Origin of the sequence: Stenotrophomonas sp. PS02301 (assembly GCF_029959485.1) — a bacterium.
Classification (GTDB): domain Bacteria; phylum Pseudomonadota; class Gammaproteobacteria; order Xanthomonadales; family Xanthomonadaceae; genus Stenotrophomonas; species Stenotrophomonas maltophilia_Z.
Map to the genome: position 1 here is coordinate 1 of NZ_JASCOO010000076.1, position 19,451 is coordinate 19,451.

General features: G+C 67.0%; 18 protein-coding genes. 4 read left to right on the top strand and 14 right to left on the bottom strand.

Translation table 11 applies throughout. The features are described 5' to 3' along the window. Positions 1–45: 45 nt before the first annotated feature. The 5 genes from QMX81_RS15950 to QMX81_RS15970 form a co-directional block, all read right to left on the bottom strand. Positions 46–216, bottom strand: a complete 171-nt coding sequence (locus QMX81_RS15950) for a hypothetical protein (RefSeq protein WP_282262941.1) — start codon at positions 214–216, stop codon at positions 46–48. Beyond that, positions 213–1,427 (bottom strand): ATP-binding protein, encoded by a 1,215-nt coding sequence (locus tag QMX81_RS15955; protein WP_282262943.1) that lies wholly within the window; start codon positions 1,425–1,427, stop codon positions 213–215. The genes QMX81_RS15950 and QMX81_RS15955 overlap by 4 nt, the downstream gene beginning before the upstream one ends. Positions 1,428–1,549: 122 nt before the next feature. Then, the gene (locus tag QMX81_RS15960; RefSeq protein ID WP_282262946.1) at positions 1,550–2,557 is read right to left on the bottom strand and encodes an alpha/beta hydrolase-fold protein; all 1,008 of its coding nucleotides are present in this window, start codon (positions 2,555–2,557) and stop codon (positions 1,550–1,552) included. Positions 2,558–2,639: 82 nt separating this feature from the next. Continuing rightward, complete coding sequence (locus QMX81_RS15965) at positions 2,640–3,422, bottom strand: hypothetical protein (RefSeq protein WP_282262947.1); 783 nt, start codon at positions 3,420–3,422, stop codon at positions 2,640–2,642. Positions 3,423–3,481: 59 nt separating this feature from the next. Further along, positions 3,482–4,042: a TetR/AcrR family transcriptional regulator gene (locus QMX81_RS15970; protein WP_259462067.1), complete on the bottom strand. Its 561-nt coding sequence runs from the start codon at positions 4,040–4,042 to the stop codon at positions 3,482–3,484. A gap of 122 nt (positions 4,043–4,164) precedes the next feature. Between QMX81_RS15970 and QMX81_RS15975 the strand changes: the two genes are divergently transcribed. Continuing rightward, a complete protein-coding gene (locus tag QMX81_RS15975; RefSeq protein ID WP_282262948.1) occupies positions 4,165–4,770 on the top strand; it encodes an NAD(P)H-dependent oxidoreductase in 606 nt (201 codons plus the stop codon). Positions 4,771–4,846: 76 nt separating this feature from the next. Here QMX81_RS15975 and QMX81_RS15980 read toward each other — a convergent pair whose 3' ends face one another. Then, positions 4,847–5,377 carry a hypothetical protein gene (locus tag QMX81_RS15980; RefSeq protein ID WP_282262949.1) on the bottom strand — a complete coding sequence of 177 codons (531 nt, stop codon included), beginning with the start codon at positions 5,375–5,377 and terminating at the stop codon, positions 4,847–4,849. 186 nt (positions 5,378–5,563) lie between these two features. Between QMX81_RS15980 and QMX81_RS15985 the strand changes: the two genes are divergently transcribed. Further along, complete coding sequence (locus QMX81_RS15985; protein ID WP_282262951.1) at positions 5,564–7,732, top strand: glycoside hydrolase; 2,169 nt, start codon at positions 5,564–5,566, stop codon at positions 7,730–7,732. 59 nt (positions 7,733–7,791) lie between these two features. On the opposite strand, the gene QMX81_RS15990 is transcribed toward QMX81_RS15985, so the two are convergent. Together QMX81_RS15990 and QMX81_RS15995 are read right to left on the bottom strand one after the other, a co-directional pair. Next, the gene (locus tag QMX81_RS15990; protein ID WP_282262953.1) at positions 7,792–9,237 is read right to left on the bottom strand and encodes an amidohydrolase family protein; all 1,446 of its coding nucleotides are present in this window, start codon (positions 9,235–9,237) and stop codon (positions 7,792–7,794) included. A gap of 122 nt (positions 9,238–9,359) precedes the next feature. Further along, positions 9,360–9,965, bottom strand: a complete 606-nt coding sequence (locus tag QMX81_RS15995; protein ID WP_121036788.1) for a glutathione S-transferase family protein — start codon at positions 9,963–9,965, stop codon at positions 9,360–9,362. Positions 9,966–10,061: 96 nt separating this feature from the next. On the opposite strand from QMX81_RS15995, the gene QMX81_RS16000 reads away from it, so the two are divergent. After that, positions 10,062–11,081, top strand: a complete 1,020-nt coding sequence (locus QMX81_RS16000) for a WYL domain-containing protein (protein WP_282262958.1) — start codon at positions 10,062–10,064, stop codon at positions 11,079–11,081. A gap of 53 nt (positions 11,082–11,134) precedes the next feature. Continuing rightward, positions 11,135–12,028 (top strand): LysR substrate-binding domain-containing protein, encoded by an 894-nt coding sequence (locus QMX81_RS16005; RefSeq protein WP_282262960.1) that lies wholly within the window; start codon positions 11,135–11,137, stop codon positions 12,026–12,028. Here QMX81_RS16005 and QMX81_RS16010 read toward each other — a convergent pair. The 6 genes from QMX81_RS16010 to QMX81_RS16035 form a co-directional block, all read right to left on the bottom strand. Beyond that, positions 12,021–12,293 carry a hypothetical protein gene (locus tag QMX81_RS16010; RefSeq protein WP_259260879.1) on the bottom strand — a complete coding sequence of 91 codons (273 nt, stop codon included), beginning with the start codon at positions 12,291–12,293 and terminating at the stop codon, positions 12,021–12,023. The genes QMX81_RS16005 and QMX81_RS16010 overlap by 8 nt on opposite strands. A gap of 95 nt (positions 12,294–12,388) precedes the next feature. Further along, on the bottom strand, positions 12,389–12,787 hold the full coding sequence (crcB, locus tag QMX81_RS16015; protein ID WP_282262964.1) for a fluoride efflux transporter CrcB: 399 nt from the start codon (positions 12,785–12,787) through the stop codon (positions 12,389–12,391). Further along, positions 12,787–14,088, bottom strand: a complete 1,302-nt coding sequence (locus QMX81_RS16020) for a replication-associated recombination protein A (protein WP_282262966.1) — start codon at positions 14,086–14,088, stop codon at positions 12,787–12,789. Before QMX81_RS16020 ends, crcB begins: the two co-directional genes overlap by 1 nt. 95 nt (positions 14,089–14,183) lie before the next feature. Next, a complete protein-coding gene (gene lolA / locus QMX81_RS16025) occupies positions 14,184–14,822 on the bottom strand; it encodes an outer membrane lipoprotein chaperone LolA (RefSeq protein WP_282262968.1) in 639 nt (212 codons plus the stop codon). A 107-nt stretch (positions 14,823–14,929) separates the two neighbouring features. Continuing rightward, entirely contained in the window at positions 14,930–16,894 is a 1,965-nt protein-coding gene (locus tag QMX81_RS16030; protein ID WP_282262971.1) for a DUF3857 domain-containing transglutaminase family protein, read from the bottom strand. A 78-nt stretch (positions 16,895–16,972) separates the two neighbouring features. Beyond that, positions 16,973–19,330: a DNA translocase FtsK gene (locus tag QMX81_RS16035; RefSeq protein ID WP_121036781.1), complete on the bottom strand. Its 2,358-nt coding sequence runs from the start codon at positions 19,328–19,330 to the stop codon at positions 16,973–16,975. Between the last annotated feature and the right edge of the window lie 121 nt (positions 19,331–19,451).

Genomic DNA, 19,451 nt, shown 5'->3' on the forward strand with positions numbered 1-19,451 from the left:
GCGGGGCTGTTCGCCCCGCCGCCAGTGCAACGCACTGCGCGAACCTCAGTTCGCGCGGGTGCTGATGCGGGTGATGCGGTCGCCCTTGGGATCCTGGGCATCACGCGACTTGTTGACGGCAAACACGTTGCCCTTGCCATCTTCACGCACATGGTTCGGGAAGGTACCGCCATCCAGGTTGCCCACCACCTTGCCGTTGCCATCGACCACGGTCACGTGCCGGCACCGCGATTGGTCACATAGGCCAGCTTGGACACCGGCTCGAAGGCGACGTTCAGCGCACCCGCGCCCACCGGCACGTCATGCAGCACCTTGCCGCTGGCGACATCGACGATCAGCAGGTTGTCGGTGCCCTGCGAAGCCACGTACAGGCGGCCCGCCGCGGCATCGTAGGCGACGCCGGAGGCGCTGATCGCGTTGCCCAGATCGATCACCTTCTCGACCTTGCCGGTGGTGGTGTCGATCACCGCCGCTTCCGGTGTGCCGATGCTGACGGTGAACAGCTTGCCGGACGCTTCATCCAGCACCAGGCTCATCGGGACGAACTTCTTGTCGTCCACGCCCGAGGCCAGGGTGATCGGCTCCAGCGGCTGCAGGGTGCGGGCATCGAACACCGAGAGATGATCCTCACCGGCGGCCGAAGCGAACACCTTGCCATGACGACCATCGACCACGATGTCGCGGGCATGCGGTACGGCACCGACATCGAACTGGCGCACCAGCGAGAGATCCTTCTGGCGATACACCGCCACGGTGTCCTGGCGGGTATTGGTCACCCACACGTTGCCGTTGGCATCATCCACGCCCACGCCATAGACCGCGAACACCGCGCCGCCCTTGCCGCCGGGTACTTCAGCCGGGGTGATCTTGGCGGTGACCTTCAGCGTCTTCGGGTCCAGCTTGAGCAGCTGCGACTGGGTGACCGGCGGGCGACCGACGGCAGCGGTGACGAACACCGCATTGCTGGCCGCGCTGTACGCGGACTGGTACAGGCCCTGGACCAGTTTGGCCGAGGTCTGGTTGAAGTTCTGCTGGCCGCTCAGCGGCAGGTTCGGCGAGACGCGCAGCGACAGCACCGTCGCCGCGGACGGCTGGCTGGCACGCACGATCACCGGCTGCTGACCGGGCACGGCATCGGCCGGAATCGCGACGTTGCCCTTGAAGTTGCCCTCGGCATCGACCACGTACGGGGTGGCATTGAGCACCGTCTCACCGCGCAGCAGGGTGACCTGCTGGCCCGGCACGAACTGGCGGCCGATCACCTCGGCATCGCTGCCCGGCACCACGTTCTGGCCGCGGCTGACCACTTCACCACGGAAGCCGTTGGCCGGCGCATCGAACACCGGCTGGGCGAACACGGTCGGGCTGGCCAGCGACAGCGCAAGGGCCAGGGTGGCGACGCGCGGGAGGGTTTTCAGGGTGTACATCAGCAGACTCCTTCTGTTGGGGGCGCGCCGGTTGGCGCGTTGTCACAGTGCTTGCCTTGGCGTGGCCGCGGTCCGTTGCGGCGGTGGCACAGGGCCACGGAACTGCCTGGGTAACGAAAAAATCAGGGGGCCGGCGCGGGCGTGCCGCTGCGATCGGCGATGCCATACAACTGGCTCAGCGTCGCCTTGAGCGATGCCGGCAGCATCGGCCCATGGCCGAGGCCGGGGAATTCGCGGTACTGCACGGTCAGGCCCGGCACCTTGGCCAGGCGGGTGGCCAGCTGCTGCGCTGCATCCGGGGTGGCGCCACCAATGCGGCGCAGATGCGCGACCACGCGCGGATTGGTCATGTCACGCACGCCGCGGTTGCCGGTGCGCTCATCACCACCGAGCATCACCGTGACCTGTGCCGGCTGGCCTTGGGCGTTGGCGATGAACTGGCGCTCCATGTCGCCCAGCGGGGCGCCCTGGCTCCACCACAGTGACGGGCTGGCCGACACGTAATGCTGGAACGCGGCCGGGCGGGTATACAGCGTGCTGACCACGAACAAACCGCCCAGCGAATGGCCCCACAGCGACTGCTGCTGCAGATCGATGCTGGCACGGCGCTGCACTTCCGGCTTGATCCGGCGCTCGATCAGATCGAGAAACGCATACGCACCCCCGCCGCTGGACTGCGACGTGCCGTTTTCGTCATCAGCGGTATCGATCCACGCGGTGTAGTCGAGCGTGCGCGCCGGGGAATCGATCCGCAGGTCGTTGTCGTAGCCGATGAACACCAGCACCGGCGCGGCATGCGCGGCCAAGTCGGCAAGCATCGCCTGGTCGAGCACCATCGCCGCGGCATTGCCATCGAGCATGTACAGCACCGGCGCCGGCGTGGCTGCAGCCTTCGCCGGCACGCCGACATTCACCCGCCAGCGGCGGGCGTGATCGGGGCTGTCCAGCACGAAGTGTTCGAAACGATAGCTCTGCGCCGGCTGGTCCAGCACCGTCTCACCGACCTTCTGCTCGGGATTGCGCTGCTGCGCCGAGGCCGGCGACAGCGCCGCCATGCCGATGGCGGTCGCTACGCCCAGCGTGCGCAACCACGGCGATACGGAAGAGATCAGCGACGACGAAACAATCATGACTACCCGGAGCGAGGGACGGTGCTATCGCGCCAGTGTAACTCAAATGAGAATGGGTATCACTGACGTTGCGCCACGCGGTTCAGCGCGCGCAATCGCCCGAGGCCTTGCGCGCCGCACCTACCGTCGCGCCGCCCTTGCCACTGGCGGACATCCAGCCCTTCAACGACATCGTGTCCGGCACGCCCTCCGCCATGGGCGCCGCAGCGATCACCAGTTCGCGCGATGTGCCTACCGGGTCCAGTTCGGCCAGGCGTGCCGCCTTGTCACCGTCGGTGCTGACAGTGTCATCCGGACCGGACGGCGGCGTCCTGGTGGTGTTCTCCGTCTTGGTCAGTTTGATCCGGATCTCGCCGCCGGCCGCATGGCTCACCGCTACCGCGTACAGCTCCTTGCCATAGGCCCAGGACGTCTCGCGCTGCGCTGTCGATGTCTGTCCTTCGGCAGGCAGCACCAGGGCATCACCTGTGATCCCCTGCACCATCGCCATGCCCCCCATCACCGCCAAGTACATGCCGTACGCGCGCATCTGCTTCTCTTCCGGGGTCTTCGCCGCGGGCGCACCCGGCCAGCTCGCCTCGAGATTCAGATGCGCCTTTCCCTTGCACAGGGTCAGCACGACCGGCTGACCCTCACCGTCGCCGAGGCTGATCAGGCTGTCGCCGTTGCGGAACTGCTGCACACGCCCGACCAGTGATGCGCCGCTCGCCGGCACCTGGTTGACCTGCACACTCGAGGCCGCCTCAAGGCGCGCATTCAACGAAACCGTCGCAGCGGTCGCAGGCAACGCCACACCGATCGCGGCGGCAAGTGCAAGAACAGGCAGGCAATCGCGCATGGCATCCAGTCCAACAGGGCGGGACATCATACGCGCCTGATCCTCTGCGGCGCCGAGCATGACACTGCCAAACAGACGTAGAGCGCTCAGCCGCGCGCAACCATCGCAACGATCGTCGCCGCCAGTTCGCGCACGGCCTGCTCAGGGCTGATGTCGCCCGTCGTCGCCGCAGACGAGAGCCCTTCGGCCGCGCCCAACATGCCCCATAGGCCTGCCAAGGGCAGCGCGCCCGCCGGCGCGAACGGTGAGAGCAGCGCGCGGCACTGTTCGAGGAACACCACGTCGTACTCGCGCTTGATGCGCGCCAGCTCGGGGGAACCGGCCAGCGCGGCGATCACGCCGGGAATCTCACGCCCCTGCTTCATCACACAGGCCACGTAGGCATCGGCGATGACCTGCGCTTTCTCCGCAAGCGTCGAACCGCTGTCGGCAAACCGCGCGTCCATCACTACGCCCTGGCGCGCATCGAAATCCTGGTACAGCGCCGCCAACAGGCCGGCCCGGGTACCGAAATGGTCATACACCACCGGCTTGGTCACCCCGGCCTGCTCGGCAAGGCGCCCCAACGTCAGCGCGTCCGTGCCCTCCTCGCGAATCAGCCGCCAGGCCACTTCCAGCAACTGGCGCAGGCGGTCGTCGCGGCTCATCCGGCGGCGAGGGGCGGCAGACGCTGCTGGAGCGTGTGGACTTGACATCGCTATATACCAATCGTAGCTTACGGACCGCAACTTACCAAAAGTATACAGCCTCCACCGCCTCCAGGAATTTCATGCATACCCTCATCGTCACCTCCCATCCCGATCCCGCCGCACTGACCCATGCCGTCGCCCGCCGGATTGCCGACGGCATCACCGGAACCACCGGCGCCACCGTCGAACTGGCCGACCTCGCTGCAGAGCGCTTTGACCCCCGCTTCACCCAGAACGACCTGAAGGGCCATCATCGCCAGGCACCCTTTCCCGCCGATGTTCTGGCCGAACAGGCCCGCCTGGACCGCGCTGACGCGCTGGTCCTCGTGTTTCCGGTCTACTGGTGGAGCATGCCGGCGCTGATGAAGGGGTGGATCGACCGGGTCTTTACCGGTGGCTGGGCCTACGACGACAGCAGCGGCCAGGGCGTCCTCAAGAAACTCGGGCACCTGCCCGTCCACCTGGTCGGCCTGGGTGGCGCCGACGAACGCACGTGGCAGAAGCGTGGCTATACCGAGGCGATGAAGACCCAGATCGACACCGGCATCTTCGACTACTGCGGCGCGCCGGTGCTGTCCTCCACGCTGTTGCTGGACACGGACCACGGCGATGCACACGCCCATCTGCAGACGGCGCATGCGCTGGGGCAGCGCATTGCCACCCTGCCTGGCGCGGGAGCCCACTGAGACGACCCGTTGCCACTGCAAAGCCCAGGCATCGCGCGCGCAATAAACAAGGCCCTGCAAACGCGGGGCCTGCTTCCTATCGGCCAGGGACATCCGGATACGGCCCCAGCGCACAATCCTGCCGCAGCCGATTGATGTTGCTGATGCGCCACTGCCCTGAACTCAACTTCACCACCTGCACATCGATGTCATTCCAGGCCGCGCCATCGAGGTAGGTCGCACGGATACGGTAGCGGACCCAGTCCTTCCGCCGCGCCACTTCGGCCGCGGGATACGATGACGACAGCGCCTCCTGTGAACCGGTCAACGGGTCGTAGTTGATGGTCGGGACCAGATCCGTCGGTGCGCCCGGCGCGTCCAGCGCCCGCTGGTAACGAACGCATCGCGCCAGCAATCCGGGGCTCAGCATCGACCGCAACGCCGGAAATGCATCTGGATACGCCGGGCCGTGTGTCGCACGAAACCCATACAGCGCGTCCACCACCGCGCGCGCAGGATCACCCGTCGCAGCGAACGCAGGCATTGTGATCGCCATCGCGATCCCCGCCAGCACGGAAACAACAGGAATACGCCTCAAACGGGGAGCCGCAGCAGCAAGCTTGCGCATCGCTCTACACCCTGCTTTACCTGACCGGATCACAATTCCAGCACATCTGCGGCCTTCGGTGCGTGCAACTGTGATGGGCCGCGCTCGGCAGCTGCCGAATCAGCGCTAGGCTCGACACCGATTCGGCCCACCCTCCGGTCGCTGTGACGCGACGGCAGGCCACCACACCCTGAACTGAGATGTCCCATGCCCGCCGCCAGGCTGCTTGCCCTTTTCCTGCTGGTTGCCTCACCCGCCGCCCACGCACTCACGCTGGCCAATGCACGCTGGCAGGTGGACATCGACCCGGCGACGCTTGCGGTCATCGCCACCACGCGCGACGGCGTGGACACCGTGATCTCCTCCGCCACAGCGCCCGACACCATCCTGGACCTGGTGCAGACACCGGTGAGTGCGCAGTGGCAGCGCGGCGGCGCCACCACCGTCCATGCCACACTGGAGCAGGACGCCCTGCAGCTGCGCTTTGAGCGCAGCACCGCCGGTGTCGTCACATGGCCCGCGCTGCCGACCGGTGCCGGCGCGCTCCTGCTTCCACTGCACGAGGGCTACTACATTCCCGCCGGTGACACCGCCTGGCGCGATGAACTGCTCAACGCCTATGGGGAGGTCAACACCACCGAAGACCTGACCCTGCCCGTGATCGGCCTCGCCTGGCCGGACCGGGTGCTGTCGATCCTGTTCGCCACGCCCTTCAACAACACCGTGCGCTTCAGCGCCGATGGCGCGACCCTCGCGCTCACCGCAGAGCACGACTTCCATCCCCTCAACCAGACCGACCCCTATGTTGTGATCATCAACCTGGATGCCCCGGATTGGCTGGCGCCAGCCAAACGTTACCGGCAATGGCTGCAGGCGCAAGGCGGCTTCATCGCGCTCAAGGACAAACTGGCGCGTGTGCCGGACGGCGACAAACTGATCGGCGCCAGCCACCTGTACCTCTGGGGCGACCGGGTACTGGCCGAACAGGACGTGCGCGACTGGCGCCAGCTGAAAGCCCTCTTGCCGCACGCGTGGGTCGGCAAGGACAAGGAGGCACGCGAGGCAGTGACCGCCCCGCACAGCGGCCCCTATGTGCAGCAGGTGCTGGTCAGCGCCATCAACGCCGCACTGGCCGAGCAGTTCCCCGGCGAGACCGCCGATGCCCTCCAGCAGCGTCGACACGCGCTGGACGCGACGCTGGGCAAGGCCCTGCAGCCGGAAGCAGCACGCGGCGACACGGCATCGCCGCGGATGATCCACGCGCTGCGGGCCGCGGGTCTGCCACGACTCTGGCTCGGGCTGCCGGACTGGACCGCCGCCTGGGCGAGCCCGGGCGCGGTGGACACGGCCATACAGGCAGGCTATCTGGTCGCACCCTACGATTCCTATGACACCGCCCTGCCCGACGGTAACGACAATCCCGCCTGGCTCTCAGCACAACTGGGGCAGGACGCATTCGAACGCTGCGGGATCATGAAGCCCGACGGCCAACGCATCAAAGGCTTCCAGGGCAGCGGGGTGTACACCAATGCCGCCTGCGTCCGCCCGCTGATGGAACGCCGCGTACGCGCCCTGCGCGCTGATACCCCCTACAACAGCTGGTTCCTCGATGTCGCTGCCACCGGCATGCTGTTTGACGACAGCGACCCGGCCAAGCCCACTTCGCAGGCGCAGGACGCGGCGAACCGCAGTGCCGCGCTGGCCTGGCTGGCCGATAGCGAAAAGCTGGTGGTCGGCTCGGAAGTCGGCGCAGCGACGGTCAATCGCCACGTCGCCTTTGCCCACGGTGCGCAGACCGCCGGCTTCGGCTGGGGCGACCCGCAGATGCGCCGTGAACGCGCTTCGCCTTACTACCTCGGCGCGTGGGCGCCCGAGCATCAGCCGGCCTTCTTCTTCAGACAGAGCCAGCTCAAACCGCGCTACCAGCAGCTCTACTTCAACCCGTCACGACGCCTGCCGCTGCTGCAGGCGGCCTTCCACGACAGCGTGGTCAGCACCCATCACTGGACCCTGGACAGCCTCAAGTTCCGCGAGAGCCGCAGCACCACCGAGCTGCTGCAGCAGCTGTACAACGTACCACCGCTGCTCAATCTCAGCGTGGCCACCGCCGCGTCACGGATCGCCTACCTGCGCCATCTGGACGCCTTCTTCCGGCCGCTGCATCAGGCCCTGTTCGATCAGGCGCTGGTCGACTTCCGCTGGCGCGATACCGCCGGCCAGGTGCAGCAGACTACGTTCGCCGATGGCAGCGTGATCGTGGCCAACTTCTCCGATCAACCGCAGCAGGTCGATGCGCACACCCTGCGCCCGCACAGCGCGACCGCGCGCCTTGCCGACGGCCGCACCTTCAACTTCACCTCGCCGACATTGCCGTAACCCGGCGCATTGTCCAGACCGGTGCGCGCCCACCGCACCGATGAGCGCGCTCCCCTCCATTACTCCTTCGTTTCTTCCGCCTTCCACGCCGCGACCTTCGCCCGGGTCTGGGCCAGCAACGCATCCAGCGCCTTGCGGTCATACCCCTGGCCACGCAGTACCACGTACTGGATGCTGCGTGTGGCCTCGATGTCCTCCAGCGGATTGCGCTCCAGCAACACCAGATCGGCAGCCTTGCCCGGCGCGACCGCGCCGTAGCGGTCCAGCGTACCGAACCAGGCCGGGCCCGCGCGCGTGGCCGCCGAGAGTGCCTGCGCCGGGGTCAGCCCTTCCTTGACGAACAGTGACAGTTCGTCATGCAGGCCGATGCCCGGATAGTTGAACGAGTTGAGGAAGCCCGCATCGGTGCCGGCCATGATCGTGACGCCGGCCTGCTGCAGCATCGGTAGTACGGCGGCGACCTGGTGGTATTCCTGATGGCGGGCCTGGATCTGCGCCGGGGTTGCCTTGGCGGCGCGCTCCACACGCCAGGCGTAGGTGGCCTGGAGTTTCGGGCCGATGTAGGCCAGGTAAGGATCGTCGTGATGGTCGTCCTGATCCAGGAAGTCCAGGATGCGCCCGCCATTGAGGGTCGGCGTCACGAACACCCCCTTCGCCGCAAAGCCGCGGTAGGCGGCCATGGCGGTATCACGATCAGATCCAGCATCCAGCCGTGCGTTGGCCTGCGCGCGATCAATCCGCTTGGCAGCGAAGTCCGCCGCGATGGCCGCCTCATCCTTGACCCCGGCTTTGTAGGCGTAGTCCAGGTGTTCGATCGAGCTGATACCGGCATCGACGGCCTGCTGCACGGTCAACGCCATCGGGATGTGGCCGGAGGCACGCAGCCCATTGGCGCGCGCCCCGCGCACGGCAGCCAGGAACAACCCAGGCGTCAGCGTGCTGTCGGTGATCTTGACGAAATCGACGCGGTCGCGCTTGAGGCGCACGAATGCCGCATCCAGGTCCGCCTGCGAACCCACTTCAATGGTGCCCTTCCAGACCGGCTTGATGCCTTCGATCTTGGCGCCCGAGGTGAACAACTGCGGGCCAGCCAGGCGGCCGTCGGCGATCTCCCCGCGCCACTGCAGCACCTGCTCGGGCAGATCGCCGGACGCATCACGGATGGTGGTGATGCCATGGGCGATATACAGCGGCAGCAGCGCCTTGTTCTCTTCGATCAGATCCGGGCCACCCCCGAAGTGCACGTGCATGTCCCACAACCCGGGGATCAGATAGCGACCCTTGCCGTCCACCTGATGCCTGGCCCGCCATGCCTTGCGCATCGCCCGGTCGGTGCCGACGGCGACGATGTCCTGACCACGGACCACGACCGTCTGGTCGGCCACCGTCGTGGCGTGCTCGACGTCGACCACGGTGGCATGCCGGATCATCAGATCCGCCTGCTCGGCCGCGAACGCGGATGGGGTCAGTGCAAGCAACACCGGGATGGCAAGACGCAAAGACATGGAGAGCACACCGGAGAGAGAACCGGGCCACCTTACGGTCAGGCCCGGCACATTCACCAGTTAAATTTCAGCATGAAGCACATGCATGATTGCGATGCTGCGCGCTGCCGGATCCGGCTGCGTCAATTCTCGCCCTGCATCGCCGGGCGGGCCTGCACCCGCTGCAGCCAGCCGGCCACCGCCGGATGCGCATCCACCACCGCTCCCAGATGGGTGCCGTAGCCCACCACCTGGCCTACCACCAGATCCACCAATGAGTACGCCTCACCAAGCATCCACGACTGCTGCGACAGGCGCGCCTCCAGCAGATCCAGCAGTTCGTTGGCGGCACGGATGCCCGCCGCAGCATGCTCCACGCTGCGCAGCGCATCGTCCACGGTCGCCAGCCATACCCGCCCGAGCACTGCTGCGTAGGTCACGTACGCCCACGTGCACCAGGACATCGCCTCCAGTCGAGCCGGGGTCCCCACCACCGGCCACAGGCCCTGGCCCACCCCGTACTGCTCGCCCAACCACAGGTGGATCGCCAGACCTTCAAACAGGGGCGTGCCGTCCACCACCAGGCACGGGACCTTGCCATTCGGATTGATCGCCAGATACGCCGGCGTGCGCTGTTCGCCGTTGCGGATGTCGATCTTGACCCGATCGTGCGGGACGGACAGCTCGGCCAGGGCGCACGCGACCGGGGTGGCGCTGGACATGGGGTGCCAATAGAAAACGAGGGACATCGAAGAACTCCTTGAGAGGGGTGGCAAGGTGCGGCGGAACCGGTGCTGCACCGTGCGCTCAAGACTAGGCAACATTGCGGACAGAATCGGCCCGCAATGACTGCTACGCTGCCGCGCATGCTGACCGCCTCCGCCCGCCTGCTGAGCCTGCTTTCGTTGCTGCAATCCCGCCCGCACTGGGCCGGCGGCGAGCTGGCCGAACGCATGGCCATCCACCCGCGCACGCTGCGGCGGGACATTGATCGCCTGCGACAGCTTGGCTACCCCATCCACGCCAGCACCGGCATCGCCGGCGGCTATGCGTTCCGCCCGGGGCGTGCATTGCCGCCGCTGTTGTTGGATGACGAGGAAGCGCTGGCGGCGGCGGTTGCGCTGCGCACCGCCGTGACCGGCACCATCAGCGGCATCGAGCAGACCGCGATCACGGCGCTGGTGAAGATCGAACAGGCCATGCCACCGCGACTGCGCCCCCGGTTGGCCGCACTGCGCTCGGCGCTCCTGCCCGCCAACCCGATCGGCCCGCAGGTGAATGCCGGGCGGCTGACCACCCTGGCCTGCGCCTGCCGCGACCAGGTCCAACTCCGCTTCGACTACACCGACCGTGAGGGCATCTCCAGCGCACGCCAGGTCGAGCCACAGGGCGTGGTGCATGCCGATCGCCGCTGGTATCTGGTCGCCTGGGACACCGGGCGCAACGACTGGCGCACCTTCCGCATCGACCGGATCGCCAGCGCACCGGTGGTGGGTGCGCACTTCGCGCCGCGCACAGGGCCCGGCGAGGGCGATCTGCGCCAGTGGGTCGCCCGCGCGCTCTCGCTGGGCCAGCACCACGACCTGGCGCGGATCATCCTGCACGCACCGCTGTCGGTGATGCGCCAGCAGATCCCGGCATCAGCCGGAGAACTTGAGGCGGTCGATGACCGGCGCTGCCTGCTGCGCTGCGCCGCCAACCCCTTGGGCACGGTGGTGTATTGGTTGCTGGCGCTGGGTCTGGATTTCGAGGTGCTGGGACCCCCTGCACTGCACCAGGCCATGCGCGAGGCAGGTGAGCGGATCAGCCGCAGCCTGGCCCGTAGCGAACCGTCGGAGGCCTCGGCAGGCACCAACAGCACGTGACCGCATGCGCGTCGGTGTTGGCGCCGACAGCCATTGCGATTCACAATGACGGCATGACCGCAAGTGAAAAACCGAATCGCACCCTGTTCGATCTGGACCTGCTGCGCGCGATGGTGATGGTGGCCGATTGCGCCAGCTTCACCACCGCGGCAGCGCGCCTGCACTCCACCCAGTCCACCATCAGCCAGAAGATCCGCCGGCTGGAAGAGATGGCCGGCCATCCGCTGCTGGTGCGCGGCAACCGCGACGTGCACCCCACCGATGCCGGGCAGCTCGTGCTCGGTCATGCACGCCAACTGCTGGCGCTCAACGATCAGCTGCTGGAAGCGCTGGCCGGCACCACGGTCGCCGTCACTGTGCGGCTGGGCGTGCCGGAGGACTTCGTCAGCGCCGCGACCACCCAGCTGCTCGGCGCCTTCAACCGCGAGCACCCCCAGGTGAAGCTCGAAGTGACCAGCGGCCTCAGCCGCGACCTGGCCAATGGCTACGATCACGGCGAACTCGATCTGATCCTGGTCAAGCAGCGCCGCAACAGCCGCGCCGCCGTGGCCTGCTGGCCGGAGACCATGGTCTGGATCGACAGTGCCCGCAATGGCTGCATCGGCCTGGACCCGGTGCCACTGGTCACCTTTCCGCCGCGCGGGCTGTATCGCGACGACATCATCGACGCGATCGAAGCGCTCGGCCGCCGCTGGCGGATCAGCTTCACCAGCTCCAGCCTGAGCGGGATCCAGGGCGCGGTGGCCGATGGCATGGGCATCAGCCTGTTGCCGGCGCGCGCCCTGAGCCGTGAGCACACCGTGCTGGGCCCCGAACAGGGCCTGCCGCCGATCGATACGTTCGAAATCGCCCTGCTCCATCGCGCCACCGCCGACCCGCTGGTCAAGACGCTGGCACTGCGCTTGGCGGGGCTGCTCGATCAGGAACGGGCGGGCGCGCTTACTTGAGCTGCAGCGGGTAGCGCTGCCAGAGCACGTGCACCAGGAAGCCGGTCAGTTCCGGATCCTTGGCGGTGATCGAGGCGCGGATCTTGTCCAGCAGCACCATGTCGCTGCAGTTGCGCACATCGGCGTGGCCGGCTTGACCGGCGCGGCGCGCACGGTAGCGGGCCGCACGCTGTGCATCGGTCATCGCGTAGCCGAACGTGGGCGGACGGCCGCGCTTGCGCGGCAGCGTCAGTTCCAGTGTTCCGGGGTCTTGTTCATCGCGCATGACGGACGAGGATGCAAACGGGGGCGCGCACGATATCGTGAGACATCACTTTAATCCAGCGTTTTCCGTGGATTTCTGCATTTGCGACGCACGCGTCAGCGCCACGCCTCTGCCACGCGCGCGCCCGCCCACACCAGCAGCATCCCGCCGACGAGGCTCACCCCGAGGTACAGCGGCACCATCAGGCTTCGATCCGCGCGGGTGAACACCAGCGACTCCAGCATCATCGACGAAAACGTGGTCAACCCGCCTACGATCCCCACGATCAGGAATGCGCGCCAGTACACCGCGGCCGTGCCCCGACTCTGCAGCCAGATCATCACGTAACCCGCCACAAAGGCACCAACCAGGTTCACCGTCAGCGTGCCCCACGGGAAGCCAGTGCCGAACTGGCGCAGCATCGCATCGCCGATCATGAAACGCAGCGCCGCGCCCAGTGCGCCACCGGCCATCACCAGCCCGAGCTGCTGCCACCAGACGCCCAGGCCTTCCATCAGTCAGTGCCTTTCTCGGCCCGCGCCTGTGCACGTGCGGCACGCAGGCGATCCAGCTTCTCTTTCAACTTGATCTCCAACCCGCGCGGCACCGGTTCGTAATACACGCGCTCGCCCATCGCATCGGGGAAGCCGGTCTGATCCAGCGCAATCCCACCGTCCGCGTCGTGATCGTATTGATAGGTCTTGCCGTAGCCCAGCTCCTTCATCAGCTTGGTCGGTGCGTTGCGCAGGTGCAGCGGCACCTCCTGCGTGCCAGTCTCGCGCACTTCCTGCTTGGCCTTGTTGAAGGCGGCATAGCCGGCGTTCGATTTGGCGGTACTGGCCAGATACAGCACCAGTTGCGCGAAGGCGAGCTCGCCCTCCGGGCTGCCCAGGCGCTCATAGATATCCCACGCTTCCAACGCCATCGACTGCGCGCGCGGATCGGCCAGGCCAATGTCCTCGATCGCCATCCGGGTCAGGCGACGCGCCAGATACGACGGATCACAGCCGCCATCGAGCATGCGCGTCAGCCAGTACAGCGCGGCATCCGGGTTGGAGCTGCGCACGGACTTGTGCAGTGCCGAGATCTGGTCGTAGAACTGCTCGCCGCCCTTGTCGAAGCGCCGGGTGCGATCGGCCAGCACCTGCACCAGCATCTCCGGACTGATCCGCCCGCCGTCGCCACTGGCCAGCTCGGCCGCGATCTCCAGCAGGGTCAAGGCCCGGCGCACGTCGCCGTCAGCGGCGGTCGCGACTTCCAGCAGCGACTCGGGAGCCACCTGCAGGTCTTCGCTGCCGAGGCCGCGCTCGCTGTCGTGCAGCGCACGCTCAAGCGCCTCCACGATGTCCGCTGGAGAAACCGACTCCAGCACGTGCACGCGGCAGCGCGAAAGCAGCGCCGAGTTCAGTTCGAACGAGGGGTTTTCGGTGGTGGCGCCAACGAACACGATGGTGCCGCGTTCGATATGCGGCAGGAACGCATCCTGCTGGGCTTTGTTGAAGCGGTGCACCTCGTCCACGAACAGCACCGTGCGGCGCCCCTCGGCGAAACGCTGCGCGGCTTCGGCCAGCACCTGGCGCACCTCCGGCAGGCCGGACAGCACGGCGGAGATCGCACGGAACTCGGCATCGGCGTAATGCGCCAGCAGCAGCGCCAGGGTGGTCTTGCCGCAGCCCGGCGGGCCCCACAGGATCATCGAGTGCACATGGCCGGATTCGACCGCCCGGCGCAGCGCACTGCCCGGTGCGAGCAGGCGCTTCTGGCCCACCATCTCATCCAGCGTCTGCGGGCGCATCCGCTCGGCAAGCGGGCGCATGTTGTCCCGATCCACGGTCAGCAGATCGGGCCCGTTGAAAGTCGTTCGGTTTCTGGCCACGTCTCTATTCTATCGCGGCCGAACGCCCGCGGCCGTTACTCGCCGATGACGTCCACACCCTTGGCCGGGGTAAAGCTGAAGGTGCCCGAGGCGAAGCTCGGGTTGCGCTTCCACCCGGTGAAGCTGATCACCGTGCGCTGGCCCACCGCATCTACTACTTCCATGCGGGCCAGGCCCTGCGCATTGAAACCCAGCGCGGCGTACTGGAAGGCAGTGTCGGTCTCACGCTTCGGGCTCAGCGACAGCCACTGCAGGCCATCGCGCACGGCGGCCTCTTCGCTGACGTCGTATTGCTTGTCCAGCAGGGCCGGATTGATCAGCGCGGTCAGCGGGCTGTTCTGCTCTTCCTGCCCCTGCGGGCGCACGCTGGCCTGCTCAAGGTCCGGCTCGTACACCCAGACCTTCTTGCCATCGGCCACGATCAGCTGCTCGTGCGGCTTGATGTATTCCCAGCGGAACAGGCGCGGTGCGGACAACGCAACGCGGCCGCTGGTGTTCTCCTTCACCTTGCCCTTGCTGTCAAACACCTGCTGGCTGAACTGCCCGTCCAGGCCCTTCAGGCCCTGGGTGAAGCGGTTGAGCTCATCACGGGCGCCGGCCCAGGCCGACGCCGAGCCGACACTGGCCACGACCAGGGTGGCAGCAAGCAGGGAGCGGCGGAAAGTGGTGTGCATGCGGGTATCCAGGCGAATGGGAAGGATGGACGGGAGTGTGCCCATTCAATGCTGAATGGGCGATCAGGGACACATTATGCGCTGGAAACGAGACACTTCGAGGGCCCTCATGGGCCGGCCTGCACCGTCTTCAGATCCCCATACACCACCTGCCCGCGGAAGCCGCGACGGACCTGCTGGTACAGCTCGCGGAAGGCGGCGTAATCCTCCGGCTGGCACAGCGCATCCGCCCCGCGCACGGCCCGCTGGTGCAGCCGATGGTGCGCGGTGATCAGCTGCCCCTCGCGCGTCCAGTCCACCTGGTACTCACCCGCCGCATTGCCGAAGTGCTGGCTGCGCGGGATCGCCACGATCGGCACGTTCGCCGGGAACGTCAGCTGGTAGCGCTCATCGCGCAGACTATCGTTGCAATAGAACGGCGTGGCGTTTTCCGGCGCCGACGTGCTGGCATACAGGTCACGGAATGATTGGCTGCCCGGGGCGTCAGGCAGCACCATCCCGCCGACCACGCCAAAATCGACATAGTCGCTGGCCAGGAAGTCATAGCGGAAGTTGAACGGCCGGGTCAGGTCCTGCGGGTCGCCCAGCAGTGTCAGTGCACCGCTGCCGTCGAAGCCGGACGCGGCCATCATCGATTCTTCGGCACGCGCCCGGTTCTGCGCGTTGAGCCGTGCGAAAGCACCGCGCATGCCAATTTCGGTCACGCCGCTGGGGTGCAGCACGGTCTGGCCAGACAGATTGCCCGCCGGATCGAACCGGAACGCCGCCTCGATCCCGGTGCCGTTGCGCGAGGCATCGTTGGCCGGAGTGCGCGCCACCACGGCCTGACGGGTATGCAGCACCGGCGCGCCAAGATCGCCCTCGGGCAGCTGGCCAACACGCGCATAGGGCGCGGTCGAGTCCAGGTACAGGTCGAACTCGGGGATGTAGGTGATGGCGTGGTCGAAACGGCCCAGCAGCGGAATCGCCGGCAGCGTCGGCCCACCGCCGGCACCGATCAGCACCGGCGTGCTCTGGATGCCACGCGCTGCCAACAACGCCTCCAGAATCACGACATGGTCTTTGCAGTCGCCGTAGTGATTGTCGAGGATGCTCTGCGCCGGGTTGGGTTCCAGCCCGCCATTGCCCAGGTACACCGCCACGTAGCGGATATTCTGCGCCACCCAGCGATACAGCACGGCGGCCTGCTCGCGACGGTCGGTGATGCCACGGGTGAGCTCGTCGGCCAGCGCCTGGATCTGCGGCGTGACAGCAGCGGCCTCGCCACCTTTGAGCTGGTAGGCCTGCGCCACCTGCGACCAGTCACGGTACGTACTGGCCATGATGGTGGGGCTGTACTCCCACGCGGCGGCGGACCAGTTCTGCGCCTTCAGTGGATCCGTGCGCCGGTACGTCCATTCCCAGCGTGCCATGCCATTGCGCACACGCGGCGCCTGGCTGCCCTGCACGCCCCGCTGTTCCACCTGCATGGGTAGATCGGCAGGCGCGCTCAGGGTCACGCGGGCATCGTCGTACTGGGTGAATACGCTGAAGGTTTCCCATAGGCCAAAATAGCCCGGGAAGTACGGCGTGTTCTGGGTGCGCCGGGTCTGGTAGACCACGCGCGTGCCGGGCGCCAGATTCGGGAAGACCACCACGCGCACCTTGCGGTCGGCGTACATCGCCGCCGCCGCGCTGGAATAGCTTTCCTGCGTGTAGATGCGGTCGGCCGGCACGTCCCGACGCTGGCCATCGGCGGTCAGGGTGTAGGCCTGCAGCACCTCCAGCGTTTCCATCTTCTCGCTGTAGCTCAGCCGCACCTGGCTGAACTGCTCGACCGCCGATGTGGTCTTGAGCAGGATCTCGTACGCTTCGGTCTGCGTGTTGCCCGCATCCGGGCGCACCACGTAGTCGGCGCGATAGCGCACGAAGCTGAAGTTGTTGTTGGCCTGCGCTTCAGCGCCCGCGGCCGGGCCGCTCTGCCCGCCCGGGCTGGGCGGTGCCACGGGTGTCACGGGTGCCGGCACGGGCTGGGCATCGGCCCACGCCACTACGGGCGCGAGCGTCATGGCGCCCAGCATCGTCCAGATCATCGGCTTCATTGCAGGTTCCTTGTGCTCGGCAACACCCGGGTCGCGCCCGGGTTCTACGCAGCCAGGCCGGGCCCGGCGTTACTTGGGCGGGGGCGGCGCCAGCACGCTGCGGTCGCCGTTGTGCTCGGGCGGGCTGACCACGCCAGCCGCCTCCATCGCTTCGATCAGGCGCGCGGCACGGTTGTAGCCGATCTTCAGGCGACGCTGCACGCCGGAGATGGAGGCACGACGGGTTTCGGTGACGATGCGCAGAGCTTCGTCGTACAGCGGATCGGACTCATCGCCGCCACCGCCGCCTGCCTCGGGCAAGCCACCGGGGCCGACCACGACGCCATCGCCCATCATCTGCACTTCGTCCAGCACGCCGGTGATGTAGTCGGTCGGGCCGCTCGCCTTGAGATGTTCGACCACGCGGTGCACCTCCTCATCGGAGACGAACGCACCATGCACGCGGTCCGGCAACGCGGTGCCCGGCGGCAGATACAGCATGTCGCCGTGGCCCAGCAGCGTTTCCGCGCCGGACTGATCGAGGATGGTGCGCGAATCGATCTTCGAGCTGACCTGGAAGCCGATACGGGTCGGGATGTTGGCCTTGATCAAGCCGGTGATCACGTCCACCGAGGGGCGCTGGGTGGCCAGGATCAGATGGATGCCGGCCGCACGCGCCTTCTGCGCCAGGCGCGCGATCAGTTCTTCCACCTTCTTGCCGACGATCATCATCATGTCGGCGAATTCGTCGATGAAGATGACGATGAAGGGCAGCGTCTCCAACGGACGCGGGGCCTCGCCGAGTTCCGGGTTGGGCTTGAACAGCGGGTCCATCATCGGCTGTCCGGCGTCCTGGGCATCCTTGACCTTCTTGTTGAAGCCGGCCAGGTTGCGCACGCCCACTGCGCTCATCAGCTTGTAGCGCCGCTCCATTTCGGCCACGCACCAGCGCAGGCCGTTGGCGGCCTCCTTCATGTCGGTGACCACCGGCGCCAGCAGATGCGGGATGCCCTGGTAGACGCTCAGCTCGAGCATCTTCGGGTCGATCATCAGCATCCGCAGGTCTTTCGGCGAGGCCTTGTACAGCAGGCTCAGCACCATCGCATTGACCGCCACGGACTTGCCCGAGCCGGTGGTACCGGCCACCAGCAGATGCGGCATGCGCGCCAGGTCGGCCACGGTCGGCCGGCCGGCGATGTCCTTGCCCAGCGCGAGCGTCAGCACGCTGGCGGACTTGTCGTACTCCTTGGAGCGCAGCAGTTCGGAGAGATAGATCATCTCGCGGGTGACGTTGGGGATCTCCAGACCCACCACCGACTTGCCCGGGATCACATCGACCACGCGCACCGACTTCACCGACAGACCGCGCGCGATGTCCTTGTCCAGCGAACTGATCTGGCTGACCTTGATGCCAGGGGCCGGCTCGATTTCGAAGCGGGTGATGACCGGGCCGGGATAGGCACCGACCACCTGTGCATCGATGCGGAAGTCCTTGAGCTTGAACTCGATCTGGCGCGAGAGCGTCTCCAGCGTGCCTTCGTCGTAGCCCTTGGGCTGCGGCTTGGGATCATCCAGCAGCGCCAGCGGCGGCACATCCGAGCCATCGCCATTGACCCCGCGGAACATCGGAATCTGGGTCTCGCGCTTGGCGCGATCACTCTTCTCCAGCACCGGCTCCGGGCGCGGTTCGATCTTGACCGGCTCGCGCTTGGCGCGGACCTCGGCGTCGACCTTGCGCACTTCCTGGCGTTCCTCGCGCATCGCGCGGGTCTGCTGCCACTCGGTGGCCTGCTCTTTCTTCTTGTTGAACAGCGGCGGCAGTGCCAGCACCCAGTTGCCGATCTTCTCCATCACCACGAACCAGGAGATGCCCGTGGCCAGCGTGATCGAGGCCAGCAACAGGACCAGCACGAAGAGGTTGGCGCCCAACGCGCCGAAACCGACGCTGAGCGAGCTGCCCACCAGCTTGCCGAGGATGCCACCGGCATGGGCCACATCGGCCACGAACAGGCGCAGGTGCAGGAAACCGGTGCCGGCGATCAGGAAGCCGACCAGGCCGACCAGGCGCAGCGCCGGATCCAGGTCATGCTCACCCTTGGCCTCGCGCTTGAGCCCGAACATCGCGATCCAGGCCAGTGCGCCCAGCACGATCGGCAGCACGAAGGCCATGTAGCCGAACAGCTGCAGCAGGACGTCGGCGATCCAGGCACCGGCGCGACCGCCCATGTTGTGGACCGGCGCGACCACGCTGCCAGTGTGCGACCAGCCGGGGTCGGTGGCCGAGTAGGTGAACAGACTGGCGACCAGATACAGCAATGCCGGGGCGACCGCGATCAACCCCAGGTCGCGCCACAGGCGCTGCCGGCGCGGATTGTCCTCGCCAGCCGGTTTGCGCGGCGCTGCCTTGCTGTCGGACGCCTTGGCTCGTTCCGGGACCTGTTTCGCCACCTTAGACCACACCTTGGGAATGCACTGTTAGTGCTTGATAATAAACGACTGGACCCCACCCCGGTAGGTGCCCGCCGCAGGCCGCCACCGTCACCGTCAACACACCGGCCCCGGGATGGGC

Coding starts and splice junctions, on each gene's coding strand:
- QMX81_RS15985 (WP_282262951.1), top strand. CDS start 5,564: ATGCCCGCCGCCAGGCTGCTTGCCCTTTTCCTGCTGGTTGCCTCACCC.
- QMX81_RS15995 (WP_121036788.1), bottom strand. CDS start 9,965: ATGTCCCTCGTTTTCTATTGGCACCCCATGTCCAGCGCCACCCCGGTC.
- QMX81_RS15955 (WP_282262943.1), bottom strand. CDS start 1,427: ATGTACACCCTGAAAACCCTCCCGCGCGTCGCCACCCTGGCCCTTGCG.
- QMX81_RS15965 (WP_282262947.1), bottom strand. CDS start 3,422: ATGTCCCGCCCTGTTGGACTGGATGCCATGCGCGATTGCCTGCCTGTT.
- QMX81_RS16005 (WP_282262960.1), top strand. CDS start 11,135: ATGACCGCAAGTGAAAAACCGAATCGCACCCTGTTCGATCTGGACCTG.
- QMX81_RS15990 (WP_282262953.1), bottom strand. CDS start 9,237: ATGTCTTTGCGTCTTGCCATCCCGGTGTTGCTTGCACTGACCCCATCC.
- QMX81_RS15975 (WP_282262948.1), top strand. CDS start 4,165: ATGCATACCCTCATCGTCACCTCCCATCCCGATCCCGCCGCACTGACC.
- crcB (WP_282262964.1), bottom strand. CDS start 12,787: ATGGAAGGCCTGGGCGTCTGGTGGCAGCAGCTCGGGCTGGTGATGGCC.
- QMX81_RS16000 (WP_282262958.1), top strand. CDS start 10,062: ATGACTGCTACGCTGCCGCGCATGCTGACCGCCTCCGCCCGCCTGCTG.
- QMX81_RS15960 (WP_282262946.1), bottom strand. CDS start 2,557: ATGATTGTTTCGTCGTCGCTGATCTCTTCCGTATCGCCGTGGTTGCGC.
- QMX81_RS16030 (WP_282262971.1), bottom strand. CDS start 16,894: ATGATCTGGACGATGCTGGGCGCCATGACGCTCGCGCCCGTAGTGGCG.
- QMX81_RS15970 (WP_259462067.1), bottom strand. CDS start 4,042: ATGAGCCGCGACGACCGCCTGCGCCAGTTGCTGGAAGTGGCCTGGCGG.
- QMX81_RS16010 (WP_259260879.1), bottom strand. CDS start 12,293: ATGCGCGATGAACAAGACCCCGGAACACTGGAACTGACGCTGCCGCGC.
- lolA (WP_282262968.1), bottom strand. CDS start 14,822: ATGCACACCACTTTCCGCCGCTCCCTGCTTGCTGCCACCCTGGTCGTG.
- QMX81_RS16020 (WP_282262966.1), bottom strand. CDS start 14,088: ATGCGCCCGCTTGCCGAGCGGATGCGCCCGCAGACGCTGGATGAGATG.
- QMX81_RS15980 (WP_282262949.1), bottom strand. CDS start 5,377: ATGCGCAAGCTTGCTGCTGCGGCTCCCCGTTTGAGGCGTATTCCTGTT.